Consider the following 15,886-nt stretch of genomic DNA (forward strand, 5'->3'; position numbering starts at 1 on the left):
CCCGTCCGCCACTAAGTTAACAAGCTTCCATCCGAAGACTTCCGCTTATTAACTCCGTTCGACTTGCATGTGTTAAGCACGCCGCCAGCGTTCATCCTGAGCCAGGATCAAACTCTCAAATTAAAGTTTAATCGTTCAGAATTAACATTGGCTTGTTTTAAGAATTAAAACAAACGTTAAATCCAATGAATTATTAATTCATTACTGTTTTTAAGGTTGTACCTATAATAAATAGATACGGTTCGTTATAAATCAGTCATTGAATCAAGTTCAATGCTTTTCTATAATATGAAAATTTTATTAGAATTTTCAGGGTTGTTTCACTGTTCAGTTATCAATGTTCTAACCTGTTAGAAACAGGTTTTCTGCTTACCTTTTTACTGCTTGTCTTCTTAGTAAGCATTGTTGGTGTCTCACACCAGCTCGACTATCTTATCACACTTAAAGGGACTTGTCAACAACTTTTTTTAAAAGTTTTTTACTTGATAAGTTATAACGGAGAAGGAGGGATTTGAACCCTCGCGCCGCTATTAACGACCTACTCCCTTTCCAGGGGAGCCCCTTCAGCCTCTTGGGTACTTCTCCAAATTAAGCTGATAATTAAGTCATATTCAACAATAAAATTGCACCAATTAATTGGTGCTTATTGTTAGCGGAGAAGGTGGGATTCGAACCCACGGCCCCTTACGGAGTCACCGGTTTTCAAGACCGGCTCCTTAAACCACTCGGACACCTCTCCGGACGTTGCTTGAACAGTATAACAAACGTAAAAGAATATGTCAAGTATTTTTCAAAACTTTTTTAATACTATTTTTTACCACATTCTACTAAGAATACTTTGTCCAATTATAAGGTCATCTGGAGTGGTTATCTTAATATTAGTGTAATCTCCCATAACTAATTTAACCGGGAAATTTAGTGTATATTCCACTACCATAGCATCATCTGTTATCTTCAGGTTCTCTTGATTATTCTTAAATAACATTTCATATGCTCTTTTTATAATCTCATAAGAAAACGCTTGAGGAGTTTGAACTGCCCACACCTTGTCTCTGTTAGGAGTCTCCATTACTATACCTTCTTCATTAACAATCTTCACTGTATCTTTTGAAGGTACTCCAACAACACAAGCATTATAGGTCCCTACTTCTTCAATGGTTCTATTAATAGTTTCTAAACTTATGAAAGGCCTTGCCCCATCATGTATTAAAATATAATCTGCATAATTTATAACATTTAATCCTTTAAAAACAGAATGATACCGTTCTGATCCACCTTCTAAGATCTTCCTGACCTTCTTAAATTTAAACTTGTCAACAATTTCTTCACGGCAATATTCTATTTCACCATTGCCTACCACAAGAATTATCTCATCTACATTACTTTCTTCAAAGGTTTTCAAAGAATAATACAGTATTGGTTTATCCTGCAGAACCAAGTATTGCTTTGGTATATTACTTTCCATTCTCTTCCCAGTACCTGCTGCCAAAATTATAGCCACAATCTTTTTATGTTCCATTGTCAATCCTTTCAGATAATGTTTCCATCATTTTACCCTCATATTAACACGTTAAAAAGTATGCCGTTTTTATCTCTGTCCAATCTTTAGATTAGGAACCGCATTTAAGTCTAATCCATGTCTTGTCCCTTTTATAAATTCATAATAAGCTGCTACCCCAATCATTGCCGCATTATCGGTGCAATAAATAGGGGAAGGATAACATAATTTTATACCTTGCTCCTTACAGCCATCACTCATAGCTTTACGCAGTGCCGAATTAGCAGCCACTCCTCCTGCTATGGCTATTTGATCTAAATTAAAATCTTTTGCTGCTGCTATAGTATTCCTAACCAACACATCAACAACTGCATCTTGAAAAGAGGCGGCAATATCGGCACGATTTACCTCTTCCTTTTTCATCTCACAAGAATTTAAGTAATTTAATACCGCAGACTTAACTCCGCTAAAACTAAAGTCATAGGGGGAACCTTCTATATGAGCTCTTGGAAATACAATCCCCTTCTTGTTCCCTTCTTTAGCCAGCTTGTCAATCTTAGGTCCGCCGGGATAGCCTAGACCTATGGCTCTTGCCACTTTATCAAAGGCCTCTCCGGCGGCATCATCCCTGGTCCTTCCTATAATTTCATAAACTCCATAATCTTTCACTATCACTAAATGGGTATGACCCCCGGATACAATCAGACATAAAAATGGAGGTTGTAAATCATTGTGTTCAATATAATTGGCCGATACATGACCCTCTATATGATGCACACCTACTAATGGCTTCCCGGTTCCGTAACTAATGGCTTTTGCCTCAGCCACTCCTACTAATAGTGCACCAACCAGCCCCGGGCCATAAGTTACACCAATTGCATCTATATCCTGAAGGGTAACATTGGCTTCAGAAAGCGCTTGTTTTATTACCTGATTTATTTTTTCAATATGCTTTCTGGATGCTATCTCCGGAACTACTCCGCCATATAAAGTATGCAGAGCAATCTGAGAGGAGATTACATTGGATAAAATAGTTCTTCCATTTTTGACGACTGCTGCTGCTGTTTCATCACAGGAAGATTCTATGGCTAATATATTAATATTATTATTCATTTTTATACCCATTCATATCATACCTTGTAAATATGATACCGCCACAAATAATCCGGTTGAAAGAATAATTATGTAACATTTTCCTACATATATATTTTCCTTCAACCATTGAAAGAATAATTCTGTAGTATCTTTCTACATATATATTTTCTTCTACTTTTGAAAGAATAATTTTGTAGCATCTTTTTATACATACATTTTCTTTCTACCTTTGAAAGAATCTCTTTGTGACAACCTTTCTATTTTTCTTTCAATATGATACCACTTCTAAACATGGTCATGCTGAGTGAAGAAATTCAAAATGAAATTAATATGAATTCTTCGAAATGGAACATGATCCCCTATTGTTAAGAAGTTTTATTCGAACTAATCTCAGGAATGTTTTATTCTGCACTTGTTTTTTCTGATGCCTTCCATCCCAATATTTTCCAGCTCCCCTGTTCATCTTTTCTTAAAATAAAATCTTCATATAGTTTAGAATAACTGTCTTTTTCTTTAATGGTATACCCTGCGGTAAGGGAAGCATATTCTCTGTCATCTTTGGTCCAGTATTTAACATTATTACTGTCTTCAATTATCTCATTCATAACATTTCGTTTGGCACTTTTATATTCAGTAATTTCAACTTTTAATTCTAACAGATAATCTTCATAAGAATTATTAGCCAATAGTTCCTCATCATACAAATTACAGATTTGTTTAGCTAATTGATTCACTTGTTCATCTGTAAGGTTTTCATTATAAAAATACTTTATAATTCTTGTATATAGCTTTATGACTTCCCTTGGAGAAGAGGGATAATCCTCCTCAAAATCCTTAGTTAATAATAGCTCTAATTCCGTCTTGTTGGAAGAAGATTTTTCTATAATCGGTTTTGTACTAGTACTTAGCCTAAAATAGATCGCTACTATAGCTATGCCAAATATAAGCATCATTCCAAAGGTATTTGCGGTTCTTCTCTTTGATTTCTTCATACTGGTATTTGCGGTTCTTCTTTTTGATTTCTTCATATTTGCCTCCCATCACCCCAGTTTTTAAATTAGTTGGGATTTGTAATTATTTATTTTGTCTTTAAGAAGATCAAATAAGGTAATTTACAAAGAATCATTCATTGGGATCAAACTGCAACGTAATGCTCTTTCTATCTTTTCCGGCTTTTACATTAGGAAAGATATCTTTAATATCCTTTATAAATTCTTCCGGTCTAATTAAAGACGGGCTATAGTGAGTCAGCCAAAGTTCCTGAACCTCTGCTTCTTTTGCTAATTGAGCGGCTTCATGAAATGTCATGTGCTTATGCTCTCTTGCTTTGTCTTCTTTGTCCTTTTCACCATACATGCCTTCACATATAAATAAATCGGCATTTTTTGCATTTTCCACAATAGAAGAAACCGGTCTGGTATCTGTACAATAAGTTAATTTTATTCCTTTACGCTTTGGTCCCAATACCATATCAGGTGTATAGATTTGCCCATCTGCCTCAATAGTAGTGCCTTTTTGCAGCTGATTCCATAAATTCTGAGGAATGTTGTTTTCCTGTGCTTTCTCCGGAAAAAATCTTCCAGTACGTTCTATAATAATACTATATCCATAACAAACTACATTATGATTAACACGGAATGCCTGAATAACATAACCGTTTATCCGTATTTCCTCCATTGGACCCGATAATTCAATAAAGCGAATGTCAAATGGAAGTTCCGGTGCAATGACACGAAGTGAATTAACAACCCTTTCCAGACCTTTCGGGCCAATCATGGTAACCGGCTCTGTTCTGTCTGCATTCCCCATAGATAATAACAAACCCGGCAAACCGCTTATATGATCCCCATGATAATGGGTAAAACAAATAATATCTATGGAATGAAAACTCCATCCCTTTTCTTTTATGGTAATTTGGGTCCCCTCCCCACAATCAATTAATAGATTGGAACCATTGTATCTAGTCATTAACGCCGTAAGCCATCGGTTTGGCAATGGCATCATGCCGCTTGTACCAAGCAAACAAACATCTAACATGTAATTACCTCACTTATTTTCAAATTATATATTCAAATATTTATACACTCTTTCATTGCTTTTATACTCTCAAATTTCCCTTATCTGTTATAAAACGTTTATATTCTTTCCACCAGCTTACGCTTTTTGGGACTGTAAACAAAGAGATTACCCCTTACTGTCTTTAGCACCATAATAGCATAACCAATAGGTAGAATCAATAAAGGGTTCATGAATAGAGAACTTTTTTTACAATACAAAATAGTAACACAACCTGTATTTATAATCAATTTATTTATAGAAAAAGGAGAAGGGATTATTCCTGTTTCCCTTCTCCTTTTACTTGTATATGAATTAAATTTCTTTTATTAATAATTATAAAACTTCTTTCTTATCTATTACTTTAATTGGTATCTTAAATGTTGAAATTAATTCTTCATAGCATTCTTCACAAATATTAAATTTATGAACTTCAAGATCTTTCTTTGAAAAATATCCCCACTCCTTAGAAGCTTCAAATACATCTTCTTCTAATATTCCATTCTTCGTTTTTATTTTCTTTCCGCAAACATTGCAATACATATCGATTAACTTTATATCCTTTGATTTTACACCACTTAATGCGCTCATGTTCCTTTCCATCCTTATCCCTCCTACGAACTTGGACCAACTGCTTACTCTCATTATACCTTTATTAGTGGTATTTTTACAGTGGGAATTCTTGTCACTATAGCCACATGATTAACCCATCTTCTGTTGGTGCTTCATAAAAGTTTTTACGGATTCCGGCATCCTGAAAGCCAAGCCCATGATATAAGGCAATTGCAGACAGATTACTTACCCGCACTTCCAAAGTAAAAGATTCCAGCTCTTTGCTTCTTCCAATACTTATCAGAGTTTGCAGCATTTCCCTGGCAACGCCTTTGTTTCGGTAGGAGTAATCTACTGCTACATTATTTATCTGTCCTTCTCCGGCAACTCCCCACAATCCGCAATAAGCTATGATTTTACTATCCTGTTCTACTACCAGGTAGATATTATGAGCCTCTTGTATTGATTTACTAAAATCTTCTTTGCTCCAGGGTCTGGAGAATATTCTGCATTCCATTTCATGTACAAATGGAATATCTGCTTCTTCCATAGGCCTTATAACCATCTGCTTTTTCCTCACTTCCAAACATGTCGCTTCAGCGGCACAAACAACCAGTGAGAAGAACGCTGCTTTGGCGTCCTTCCAGTGCGAAACTTAGAAATACCTAGTCATCGTACTTTGCTGACTTAGAATTTCTGTTCACACTTATTGCTTTGCTGTTTTTCCGCCAGTTCTCTCTCTGCTTGTGACAGTCTTAGATAGGTTGGCTGATGCAAGTCCGCATCCTCCCCTAACCCCTTCTTAAAATAAATTACCCCTAAAGCGCCAATTGCTCCAGCACGTTGTTTTGATAAATGAAGGGGCGCAAAACTATAGGGAACTTTCATAAGTGTTTTTAATTGTTCCTGATAAACTTCTACACCATCTCCTAAGAATATAACAGCCCGTCCAATTCCATTAATCTTTTCGGCAATTTCATCAATTCCAATTGCCTGCTGGGGTTCCACAGATACAAATTCTGTATTCTTAAATTCATACAAGCCTGTATAAACCTGATTTCGCCTTGCATCCATAATGGGGCAGATTAATTTATCCGTTCCAAATAAATTAAAAGCCATTCCTTCTAATGTTGGAACGGGAATGATTGGTTTATTTAATGCCAAACCTAATCCCTTTGCTGTGGAAGATCCGATTCTAAGACCTGTAAAGGAACCCGGTCCTGCTGCCACCGCAATAGCATCAATATCCTTAATATCTAATTCTATCATCTTCACAATTTCATCAAGCATAGGTAATAATGTTTGTGAATGGGTCTTCTTGTGATTAATTGTATATTCCGCCAATAGTTGTTCTTCCGATACAACTGCCACAGATGCAACTAAGCCGGAACTGTCTAACGCTAATATTTTCATGTTTACTCCATTCCACCTATAGATATTCTTCTATAGTCAAAGCCTTTTTCCAAATCTTTTTCAATAGTAATTACAGTTCTATTGACGGGCAAGAGCTCCTCAATTAAATTGGACCACTCAATCAGGCAGACACCTTGTCCATAAAAATAATCTTCATATCCAATTTCCTGCATTTCATCAATGTCCTCAATGCGATATACATCAAAATGATAAAAGGGAAGCCTGCCTTCTTCGTAAACCTGAACAATTGTAAATGTAGGACTATTAACCGGTTCTTCAATACCTAACCCCTTGGCAAAGCCTTGGGTGAAAACAGTTTTTCCGGTACCCAAATCTCCTAAAAGGCAATATACTTCTCCTGCCTTTGCCTTCTCTCCTAATTCCATACCCAACTGATAGGTATCTTCCGTTTTAAAACTTTCTGCTATCATAATTTTTTATGGGCTCCCATCTTCTTTTCTAGTTGAAATTATAGCAGATTAGGCTAAAAAAACAAGAGACAGTTTTGTACAGTCTCTTGTTACTAAATATTTATTATGAACCTAACTTATTTTTTAAAAATCTATAAGTGTAATGACCTACTAGACCTGTAAAGATACCTTTTACAATATTAAAGGGAGTAATTCCATAAAGTATTAAGGTAAATTTATCTTTAATAGCTGGAATTACAGCTGCTCCTGCAAGTACATTTTCCATGCCGCCATAAAGAGAAGCATATAATGGAACCGTTACAAAGTAGTTTACTAAAAAACCGGCAATTGTCATAGATATAGTTGCTGCACCAAATGCTATAAAAGTTTTATGCTTGCTCTGCATTTTTTTATAAATGAAAGAAGCGGGAAAAACATAAGCAACACTGATTGCAAAGTTTGCTAATTCTCCAATCCCTGCTGTTTTGGTAGCTGTAATTGCTTTGATTAAATTCTTAATTAATTCAATTGTAATGCCGGCTATTGGCCCGTAGGTAAATCCACCGATAATTGCGGGAATATCGCTAAGTTCCAATCTTAAGAAACCTATGAATGGCGGTGATTCAAGAAGCATAAATACATAAGAAAGTGCGGATAGTAAACTGATTGTTACCATTGCCTTTGTTGTAAAGGATTTACTTTTTGCGGATGCAACCGACTTATTAACATGATTTTTACTTACATCTGCATTAACTTCATGTTTCGTTGTTTTCATATTCCTATCTCCTTTTGACTTAAAGGAAAATTCTTGGTTCCATCATGCGGCTTGGTATGTTCTGGAAATAAAAAACCCGATTCATTATGAATCGGGGCTATTATCCAATAAATTGCATATCAAAAACATGCTTTTTCTTCTCACATCCAGACTTTACTGTCGGTTTTGGAATTACACCAAATCAGCCGAACGACTATCATGTAGCTTATTACCTCCATGTTTGTCATTCGGGTCGCGGACTATACCGCCGGTCGGGAATTACACCCTGCCCCGAAGAATTTCCTTATTCTATTTTCTATTTACACTTATATTTTACAACCTATCATAGAAAATGTCAACTATATTTATGATTAAAAGGCTTTGAAAGGTAAGCTACATCTAATTCTGCCGGTTTCATAAAAAGAACTCTCAGCGTATAGCTTATTCCCTTTTTAAGAATTGAAAGCAGGGCTTTATTCAGTCCCCTTCATAGATATACTTATTATCCAGTAATTGTTTTGTGTTTTTTACCAGCAATTGGTCAACTAATTCACTTCCGTACCTTTTATAGATGTAATCCACTGCTTTTCTCATTCTGGAATCCCTGTTATGGTCAGAATGCGCATCTGTAGCAAGAAAATGTATATATCCCTCATATAATAATTTCCTGCAAAATCCTTTCCTTGAATCTAAAACATTTCCTTGAAGGCTTTTTATATTTACCTGCATATATACCCCCAGTTTAATTAATTCTTCTATTTCCTCAAAGTTTTGAAAAAGTGCTTCATATCTTTCAATATGGGCAAGTATGGGTAAATATCCATTGATCAGCAGACGATGAAGACCTGTCTTTATATTCCGAAAGCTTTCATATACAGGGAATTCAACCAGAACATACCTTGTTTCGGCTAACGTTAACGCCATCTTCTTTCTTAAGTGTTCAATAATATCTTCGCTGTAATACAATTCATTTCCAAGTTCTATCTGAAAGTTCTCATCAATTTTCTTTGCCTCTTCTCTTACCAGCTTCAGCTTTCTTTGAAGTTCGCTTATGTCAGGGTTCCTGCAGCCTACCCCATAATGAGGAGTAGCTATCATATGTATAACACCTTCTTCATATGCAATCTTTAACATATTTCTTGTTTGTTCTATATTCACCGAACCGTCATCTACCGACGGAAGAATGTGGCTATGAATGTCTATCCATTGGTTCAAGTAAATCTCTCCTTTATTCGAATTACTAATATATAGGCAAAGCCTGCTTTTAGACAAAGAACTCATAAAGTATAATTTACTTTCCTCTATTTAACAAGAAATTCCTTGTTGTCAAATACTACTTTCGGTCGCAAAAAGGAACAGCATTCTTCTTTATCCCATCTTTTTATTAATTAAGAGATAAATTATAAAAAAAATTATCTGGATTTATGTACTAAAAAGTTATACAAATACATAAGAGGAATCAATGCTTTACCGGACTATCTCCCGTAATATTTTCCATAATAGTTTTTCTTATACCCTTTTCCATAAATATTTGCTTTATTAAGAACTGCTCCCAGAACCCTGCTTTTGCCTGTTATTAATTGTTTTAACACTCTTTGAATCAGACGGTAACTGATTTTGCCCGATTCGATAACCAGAATAGTACCATCACATATCTCTGCCACATTTGCACTGTCAATTACAACTCCAAGAGGAGGCGTATCTATAATAATATAATCATATATTTCTCTTTGACTTCGAACCAAGTCTTTGAATTCTTCGTTTCCTAACATTTCCGATGGATGAGGCGGTAATATCCCCGTAAATATAATATCAACATTCTCCACATTGGTTTTATGAATAACCTCTTCTAATGTACTCATACCTGATAAATATTGTGACAGACCATTGGCCCCATTGCTGATTTTTAATCTGTTTACAATAACCGATTTGCGTAAATCTGCATCGATAAATAACACCTTTTTACCACTTTCAGACAAAGCGGTGGCCAAACGGAAAGCTACCACTGTCTTGCCCTCATCAGGAAGGCTGCTTGTTATACATATTGTTTTTATATCTTTTCCGCAAAACTGTATATTTGTTCGTAAGGTTTTATATGCCTCGTTCACGGAAAATTCTAAAGAAGCTTTTTCAATGCTGATCCCTTCAGGGTATATATTCTCTTCTTTTTTTCTCTTTTTTATAGCTTTTTTCTTATTCTTAATCTTTCCGGCGTACTTTGTTTCCAAAGGTATTGTTCCCAATACTGTTAAGCCGAGATATTTTTCGATCTGCTCAACATCCTTAACGGTATCATCTATAATATGTATAAGTATAATGATAAAAGTACTGATGAATGCTCCTGCTAAACTTCCTAATATTGCATTTTTTATTATACTGGGGCTGGTTGGGAAAGAGGGAATATCTCCTTCCTCCACAATATTGACCTTCTCCATTTCAAGTATGGATACCATTCTCTCTGCAGATTCTTCTGCAATGGAATCTGCCAGTTGTTTTGCCGTTTCAGGATTGGGATTTTGGACACTGATTTCTAATATCCGGGTATTTTCCGGAACCTTTACGGTTATATTAGATACCAATTCTTCATGTGTCATATCTAAATTCAATTTACTGAGAACCTGCTCCGTTACTGGTCTGCTTAGAACAAGTATCTTGTAGTCCTGGGTTAATTGACTTCCTGTTTGTAAATCACTGGAGGTAATTGTATCTTTGTTCTGCCGGTTAATAATATAAAGCTTAGTGCTGGAAGTATAAACTGGTGTTATGAAAACCTTGCTTATAAAGATTGCTGCTGCAGCACTAAGAATGCCCCACAATAGAATAAACCACATTTTATGTAATAATAAAAAGAATAAGTCACCAATATCGATTTCAATATCATTATTATTTGGCATATACTTGCTCCTTCCCCATCATAAATATACTTATTCTTTTGTTCTGTAAGATCTTGTTATTTCATAAACTGCAGATTAAATATAACCTTTATACCATTCCACAAACCTTCTTAGCCCCTGTTCAACAGAAGTGGACGGCATAAAATGAAAGTCTTCCTCCAAACCGCTGATATCCGCATATGTACCATATACATCTCCTTGCTGCATGGGAAGGTATTCTTTCACCGCTTTTCTTCCGATACAATTTTCTAAAATATCTATAAAATCCATTAATTTAACTGGTTTATTATTACCAATGTTATAAATTTTATTTCTTACATTATGTTCATCTTCTTCCGGGGGATTACACAATATATGCTCCATTCCTTTTACAATATCACTGATATAGGTAAAATCTCTATAGGAATCTCCATTATTAAATATTTTGATTGGCATGCCTTCCATTATGGCTTTTGTAAAAGAATAATATGCCATATCTGGTCTGCCATAGGGTCCATATACGGTAAAGAAGCGAAGCCCTGTAGCAGGTAATCCATAAAGATAGCTATAAGCATATGCCATTATTTCATTGGATTTCTTTGTAGCTGCATAGAGGCTGACCGGATTGTCTGTTTTATCACAGGTTGAAAAAGGTACTTTCTCGTTAGCTCCATATACCGAACTGGAAGAAGCATAAATAAGATGTTCCACCGGATTATGCCTGCATGCCTCTAAAAAGTTAAAAAACCCTGTGATATTAGAATCTATATAAGCTTCCGGTTTATCAATGCTATACCGGACTCCTGCTTGGGCTGCCAGATTTACCGCTATATGAGGCTTATACTCCATAAATACTTTAACCACTTTTTGTTTATCCCCAAGGTCACCTTTTATAAAAGTAAAGTTATTATGCTTTTCCAAAAGCTCAAGCCTTGAATATTTTAGTTTTGTATCATAATAGTCATTTATATTATCATAACCTACAACTGCTGCTCCCTGCTCTAAAAGAGATTTTACCAGATGAAATCCGATAAAACCTGCTGCTCCTGTTACCAAATATGTCCTTGTTAAATCCAGCTTATTATTAACCCTTCTCATAGCTCTTCCCTTTATATTATATTTATGATTCTTTATCTTCCAATGGAATAATACTCTACACCGGCATTCTTCATTTCTTCGGTCTTATATATATTTCTGCCATCATACACCAAAGGTGTCTTCATGTATTTTTTATAGGTGTCAGGTGTAATTTCCTTAATCTCTTTCCATTCCGTAAATATAAAGCATACATTAGCTCCTTTCAGTGCTTCCTCAGGAGCGTGTACATATACGATTTCATTTGGATACTTTTTTTCTAAATTACCGGAAGCAGCTGGATCATATGCGTAGATATCAGCTCCCTGTTCCAGAAGCAGGGCTATATTATCCAGTGACGGTGCTTCTCTTAAATCATCTGTACCATGTTTAAAAGCAAGCCCTAATACGGCAACTTTAAGTCCCTGAAAGGTAATCAGGCGTTTACAGGATTTCATAAATAGTTTTGTTTTTTGCTTCTTATTTACCTCCGCTGCTGCTCCTACTGTTTTTAAATCATAACTATATTGTTTAGCAAGATACTTTAGTGCTTTGGTATCTTTAGGGAAACAACTTCCACCATAGCCGATACCCGCGTTTAAGAAACTCGAACCAATTCTTCCATCAAAAGACATGCCCTTTACTACCTCCTCAATATCTGCTCCAACCAATTCACATAGATTTGCAATATCATTTATGTAGGAAATCTTTAAGGCGAGAAAGTTATTACTTGCGTATTTAATCATTTCCGCACTTCTTCTGCTTACGGACACAATGGGAAGGCCAAAGGGCTCATAAATTTTTCTCAGTTTGTCATCAGCACCTTTGCTTTCTGTTCCTATTATGACTCTGGAGGCTTTTAGGGTATCCCGTACGGCAGTCCCCTGTGCCAAAAATTCCGGGTTACTTGCCACCTCCACTTTCACATCATGAGTAAGAAAATCTTTAATAAACTGTTCCACTTTATCATTGGTGCCAACGGGAACGGTGGACTTAACAACTACAAGGCAATCCTGTTCTACAGATTCTGCAATTTGCCGTGCTGCAGTGGCTATATAGGAAAGATTTGCAGATCCATCCGGAAGTTCAGGTGTTCCAACTCCAATGAAGATTGCGTCCGCGTTCTTGTAAGCTGCAGCATATTCTGTAGTATAGTTAAGCCGGCCTTCTGCATAATTCTTTTTCATCATTTCTTCCAAATCTGCTTCATAGATAGGTGAAATTCCTGCTATCATCAGATCAATCTTCTCCTTATCTGTATCAACGCATATTACTTTATGCCCTTTTTCAGCAAAGCATACTCCTGACACTAATCCTACGTACCCGGTTCCTGCAACAGCTATGTTCAATTTTTTCCCCTCCTGCTTTAAACTACTTTCCCGTTTCTGCTTTACAACTTACTCTTTAGAAACTTTAACCTGCCTGCCATCTTCCTGAAAAATGTAATTTCTATTAAATCATCACGTAGAGAGGGAATGGACATAACAATTCCAAAGTACACCAAGGCGCAAATAATAATAGAAATAAATTGCCAAATAACAGAACTGCCCATCTGTTGTAAAAACAACGCTATACCCCCCATCACTAAAGAGGCAATCATAGTAGGTGCTACATTTTTAAGTATCTTTATAAAGGAAATTCTTAATACTATCCAAAGAAAAACCAGACCTATCAGGACATATTCCAGTTTTATCAGGGAACGGGATATATACAATACCCTAAAGTTAATCTGTGAAGTGATGTATAAAGCAGGAACCAGTATAATGAAATGTATAAATTGAGTCAAAAGTGCTAACTGAGGTTTCCCTTTGCTTCGAAATACATCACTGATATTCTGTCCGAATATAACATTAATTGCACTGATAAGCGCCCATATTCCGATAAAATCTTTTGCTTCCGACCACTTAGGCCCAAGTAAAATATCCGTTGCCAGACTTCGGTATAGGAATAGTCCAATGCCCATAGGCATAACAAACATAGAGATCATTCTTTGAAATTTAAAAAGTGTTCTTTCATATTCCTGCTTATGGTCTTTTAGCCGCGATAATGCAGAAAACAAAACCGTTGCAGTGGAACCTGTAATAATATTCATATAACTGTCTACCGTTGTAATTGATATTTTATATATTCCAAGATAATATTCGCTCAGATAGTATCCTACTATAAAAGTTCCTGTATAAGATACCAGCCACATTGTAATGATATCTAAAAATGTCCACATACTAAAGGAAAACATATCCTTAAAATGTTTTATACTAAAATAGAATTCCGGTTTCCAGTCTGAACAAAGTGTAAGCCCCACTGCATTAATTATGTTGGATACCAAAGTACCAATCAGCAGAGCCCAGTAATTTTTATAAATCAATGCCATGGGAATGGTTACAAAAAAAGGAACTCCAGAGCTTATAATCCGAATAAAAAAAAGTGTTCTGAAATCAAAATTCCTACGGTATCTTGCTATGTGAATACTTGAAAGAGCAGTTAATAGTATATTAAGACCGGCTATGCTGATTGCAAATCCTAACTCTGGATTTCTCAGCATATTTGCAATATGATTCCTTGTAATGAATATCAGTATGTATATCAAACATGAAATAGTAAAATTAGACCAAAAGGCAACCGTTGTACTATTGTTTAAATCCTCCTCTGTTTTAAATTCATGCTGCACCAGATAACTTTGAAAACCCGCATCTGCAAATATTTCTGCCAAACTGGTTATCATTGTTATAGAAGCAACTATTCCGAATGCTTCCGGTGTAAGTATTCTTGCCAGAATCATATTGGTAATGGGAGATAGGAGCTTTACTATAACTTCAGTTAAGGTTGACCATTTTGTAGCTTTTACTATTTTCACATTTATATTTTCAATCATTGTTCTATGTTTCACCCGCCTGCTTATTGTAATTATTTATTAAACTTCCCCCACAGATACAAATCACATTTAACATTTGGGTCACTTCATCGTTATAAGTAATTTTTATAAGATCTGTTATTAATCTGACCGAAATTGCCACAAATAAGAAAGCACATAGCTTCCTGTTGCTCCCATCTGTCTTTTTTAAGGCCAATCCAAGTGTAATACAACTTAGTACAGGTAAAATATAATAAAGGAATATACCTATTACCCCCAGTCCTGCCAAAATCTCAATATAGTTACTATGAGCATAGGTTTCCGTGAATAAACCATAATAATTATAGGCGTAATATCCATAATTCCCGAAGCCCACTCCTGTAACAGGATGCTTTATAAACATGTCTAGCCCATATTTCATCATGTTTATTCTGGTATAAGAACTTGCATCAATGGAATAAGAAGAACTAAAGAGCCCGAAAATTCCCTCTATCCTAAAACCAATCAATTCATATAAGAATGGAATATGAAAGATTGCTTTATATAATAAGAAAGATGAGACAATTATTAACGGAATAATTTTAATCAACGTAAACCTTCTTTTTTTACGAAGAAAAGCATATCCAAAAAAATGCATAGCAACCATTAAAATAGCTCCTCTGGATTTTGTAAATAAAAGAATGAGACATAATAGCAGCATACAAATTAAATACCGCTTACGTTTTTTCTTATCATAAAAATATAACCATACCAGAGCCAGGGAAGCACATAGATTACCCATGGCATTTGGATGGTGCCCTATGGAATATCCTATTCTTCCCTTATCTGTTGACGCAGAAAAAGAACCCTTTAAAACATACATCCATTCAGATAACCGGGTCCTTAAGAGTAAGAAGCCAATCATAAGCAGACTGGCGATTGCAAAACCAAACAGTACTCTTTCCAAATTCTCAAGATTAACCAGGTAGAGTGTCATAAGGGAGCAAATAACTATGATCTGGGCTATACTTATTGTTGCCTTCATAGTTTTATCCATTGCCGGCGACCAAAGAAAGGAAAAGCAGCACCATATTAGAAAAAGTCCGTATACAATTACATATTTATTGGTAAATAGCTGATTGGCATTATAAAATCCCTTTACTCCCATATACATCAAAAAAATTAATTGAATACCATATAAAAGCGGGACAATTGTGCGTAAAGCCATAAAGGCAGCTGCCACACCAAAAATTAGTAAGGCGGATATGTCCTTGGGAATTCTTATTATGTATTTTTTATTACAAAGGATTGCATTATAATTGAGATTGTTCA

15 protein-coding genes, 2 tRNA genes, 1 rRNA gene and 1 riboswitch are annotated in these 15,886 nt (G+C 35.5%); all 18 genes read right to left on the minus strand.

What is annotated here, in order from left to right; genetic code table 11:
• Positions 1-123 (minus strand): 16S ribosomal RNA (locus BM183_RS14850); the annotation flags it as partial.
• A 373-nt stretch (positions 124-496) separates the two neighbouring features.
• A tRNA-Ser gene (locus BM183_RS14855) sits at positions 497-585 on the minus strand.
• Between the two features lie 68 nt (positions 586-653).
• Positions 654-739, minus strand: a tRNA-Ser gene (locus tag BM183_RS14860).
• 75 nt (positions 740-814) lie between these two features.
• Positions 815-1,519: a 2-C-methyl-D-erythritol 4-phosphate cytidylyltransferase gene (gene ispD, locus BM183_RS14865; RefSeq protein WP_091687661.1), complete on the minus strand. Its 705-nt coding sequence runs from the start codon at positions 1,517-1,519 to the stop codon at positions 815-817.
• Positions 1,520-1,588: 69 nt separating this feature from the next.
• The gene (gene tsaD / locus BM183_RS14870; RefSeq protein ID WP_091687705.1) at positions 1,589-2,611 is read right to left on the minus strand and encodes a tRNA (adenosine(37)-N6)-threonylcarbamoyltransferase complex transferase subunit TsaD; all 1,023 of its coding nucleotides are present in this window, start codon (positions 2,609-2,611) and stop codon (positions 1,589-1,591) included.
• Between the two features lie 383 nt (positions 2,612-2,994).
• On the minus strand, positions 2,995-3,621 hold the full coding sequence (locus BM183_RS14875) for a DUF6715 family protein (protein ID WP_091687662.1): 627 nt from the start codon (positions 3,619-3,621) through the stop codon (positions 2,995-2,997).
• 94 nt (positions 3,622-3,715) lie between these two features.
• Positions 3,716-4,630 carry a ribonuclease Z gene (locus tag BM183_RS14880; protein ID WP_091687663.1) on the minus strand — a complete coding sequence of 305 codons (915 nt, stop codon included), beginning with the start codon at positions 4,628-4,630 and terminating at the stop codon, positions 3,716-3,718.
• Positions 4,631-4,984: 354 nt separating this feature from the next.
• Positions 4,985-5,251 carry a hypothetical protein gene (locus BM183_RS14885; protein WP_242961015.1) on the minus strand — a complete coding sequence of 89 codons (267 nt, stop codon included), beginning with the start codon at positions 5,249-5,251 and terminating at the stop codon, positions 4,985-4,987.
• Between the two features lie 85 nt (positions 5,252-5,336).
• Positions 5,337-5,765 carry a ribosomal protein S18-alanine N-acetyltransferase gene (gene rimI / locus BM183_RS14890; protein WP_091687664.1) on the minus strand — a complete coding sequence of 143 codons (429 nt, stop codon included), beginning with the start codon at positions 5,763-5,765 and terminating at the stop codon, positions 5,337-5,339.
• 122 nt (positions 5,766-5,887) lie between these two features.
• Positions 5,888-6,613, minus strand: a complete 726-nt coding sequence (gene tsaB, locus BM183_RS14895) for a tRNA (adenosine(37)-N6)-threonylcarbamoyltransferase complex dimerization subunit type 1 TsaB (protein WP_091687665.1) — start codon at positions 6,611-6,613, stop codon at positions 5,888-5,890.
• Positions 6,614-6,615: 2 nt separating this feature from the next.
• On the minus strand, positions 6,616-7,044 hold the full coding sequence (tsaE, locus tag BM183_RS14900; protein ID WP_091687666.1) for a tRNA (adenosine(37)-N6)-threonylcarbamoyltransferase complex ATPase subunit type 1 TsaE: 429 nt from the start codon (positions 7,042-7,044) through the stop codon (positions 6,616-6,618).
• A 103-nt stretch (positions 7,045-7,147) separates the two neighbouring features.
• On the minus strand, positions 7,148-7,798 hold the full coding sequence (locus BM183_RS14905) for an ECF transporter S component (RefSeq protein WP_139221539.1): 651 nt from the start codon (positions 7,796-7,798) through the stop codon (positions 7,148-7,150).
• Positions 7,799-7,928: 130 nt separating this feature from the next.
• A riboswitch (FMN riboswitch) is annotated at positions 7,929-8,080 on the minus strand.
• A gap of 174 nt (positions 8,081-8,254) precedes the next feature.
• Positions 8,255-8,992 (minus strand): CpsB/CapC family capsule biosynthesis tyrosine phosphatase, encoded by a 738-nt coding sequence (locus BM183_RS14910; protein WP_091687667.1) that lies wholly within the window; start codon positions 8,990-8,992, stop codon positions 8,255-8,257.
• Positions 8,993-9,252: 260 nt separating this feature from the next.
• Entirely contained in the window at positions 9,253-10,671 is a 1,419-nt protein-coding gene (locus BM183_RS14915; protein ID WP_091687668.1) for a tyrosine-protein kinase domain-containing protein, read from the minus strand.
• Between the two features lie 75 nt (positions 10,672-10,746).
• Positions 10,747-11,748, minus strand: coding sequence for an SDR family NAD(P)-dependent oxidoreductase (locus BM183_RS14920; protein WP_091687669.1), 1,002 nt, complete (start codon positions 11,746-11,748; stop codon positions 10,747-10,749).
• 32 nt (positions 11,749-11,780) lie between these two features.
• On the minus strand, positions 11,781-13,073 hold the full coding sequence (locus tag BM183_RS14925; protein WP_091687670.1) for a UDP-glucose dehydrogenase family protein: 1,293 nt from the start codon (positions 13,071-13,073) through the stop codon (positions 11,781-11,783).
• A 41-nt stretch (positions 13,074-13,114) separates the two neighbouring features.
• Positions 13,115-14,596 carry a lipopolysaccharide biosynthesis protein gene (locus tag BM183_RS14930; RefSeq protein WP_091687671.1) on the minus strand — a complete coding sequence of 494 codons (1,482 nt, stop codon included), beginning with the start codon at positions 14,594-14,596 and terminating at the stop codon, positions 13,115-13,117.
• Between the two features lie 4 nt (positions 14,597-14,600).
• On the minus strand, positions 14,601-15,782 hold the full coding sequence (locus BM183_RS14935; RefSeq protein ID WP_170848033.1) for an O-antigen ligase family protein: 1,182 nt from the start codon (positions 15,780-15,782) through the stop codon (positions 14,601-14,603).
• Positions 15,783-15,886: the final 104 nt, after the last annotated feature.

Origin of the sequence: Anaerocolumna aminovalerica (assembly GCF_900115365.1) — a bacterium.
GTDB classification, from domain to species: Bacteria; Bacillota; Clostridia; order Lachnospirales; family Lachnospiraceae; genus Anaerocolumna; species Anaerocolumna aminovalerica.

Bases quoted from the DNA above. Each gene is read 5' to 3' on its own strand.
- ispD (WP_091687661.1), bottom strand. From the start codon at position 1,519: ATGGAACATAAAAAGATTGTGGCTATAATTTTGGCAGCAGGTACTGGG.
- tsaD (WP_091687705.1), bottom strand. From the start codon at position 2,611: ATGAATAATAATATTAATATATTAGCCATAGAATCTTCCTGTGATGAA.
- BM183_RS14875 (WP_091687662.1), bottom strand. From the start codon at position 3,621: ATGAAGAAATCAAAAAGAAGAACCGCAAATACCAGTATGAAGAAATCA.
- BM183_RS14880 (WP_091687663.1), bottom strand. From the start codon at position 4,630: ATGTTAGATGTTTGTTTGCTTGGTACAAGCGGCATGATGCCATTGCCA.
- BM183_RS14885 (WP_242961015.1), bottom strand. From the start codon at position 5,251: ATGGAAAGGAACATGAGCGCATTAAGTGGTGTAAAATCAAAGGATATA.
- rimI (WP_091687664.1), bottom strand. From the start codon at position 5,765: ATGGTTATAAGGCCTATGGAAGAAGCAGATATTCCATTTGTACATGAA.
- tsaB (WP_091687665.1), bottom strand. From the start codon at position 6,613: ATGAAAATATTAGCGTTAGACAGTTCCGGCTTAGTTGCATCTGTGGCA.
- tsaE (WP_091687666.1), bottom strand. From the start codon at position 7,044: ATGATAGCAGAAAGTTTTAAAACGGAAGATACCTATCAGTTGGGTATG.
- BM183_RS14905 (WP_139221539.1), bottom strand. From the start codon at position 7,798: ATGAAAACAACGAAACATGAAGTTAATGCAGATGTAAGTAAAAATCAT.
- BM183_RS14915 (WP_091687668.1), bottom strand. From the start codon at position 10,671: ATGCCAAATAATAATGATATTGAAATCGATATTGGTGACTTATTCTTT.
- BM183_RS14920 (WP_091687669.1), bottom strand. From the start codon at position 11,748: ATGAGAAGGGTTAATAATAAGCTGGATTTAACAAGGACATATTTGGTA.
- BM183_RS14930 (WP_091687671.1), bottom strand. From the start codon at position 14,596: ATGATTGAAAATATAAATGTGAAAATAGTAAAAGCTACAAAATGGTCA.
- BM183_RS14935 (WP_170848033.1), bottom strand. From the start codon at position 15,782: ATGGCTTTACGCACAATTGTCCCGCTTTTATATGGTATTCAATTAATT.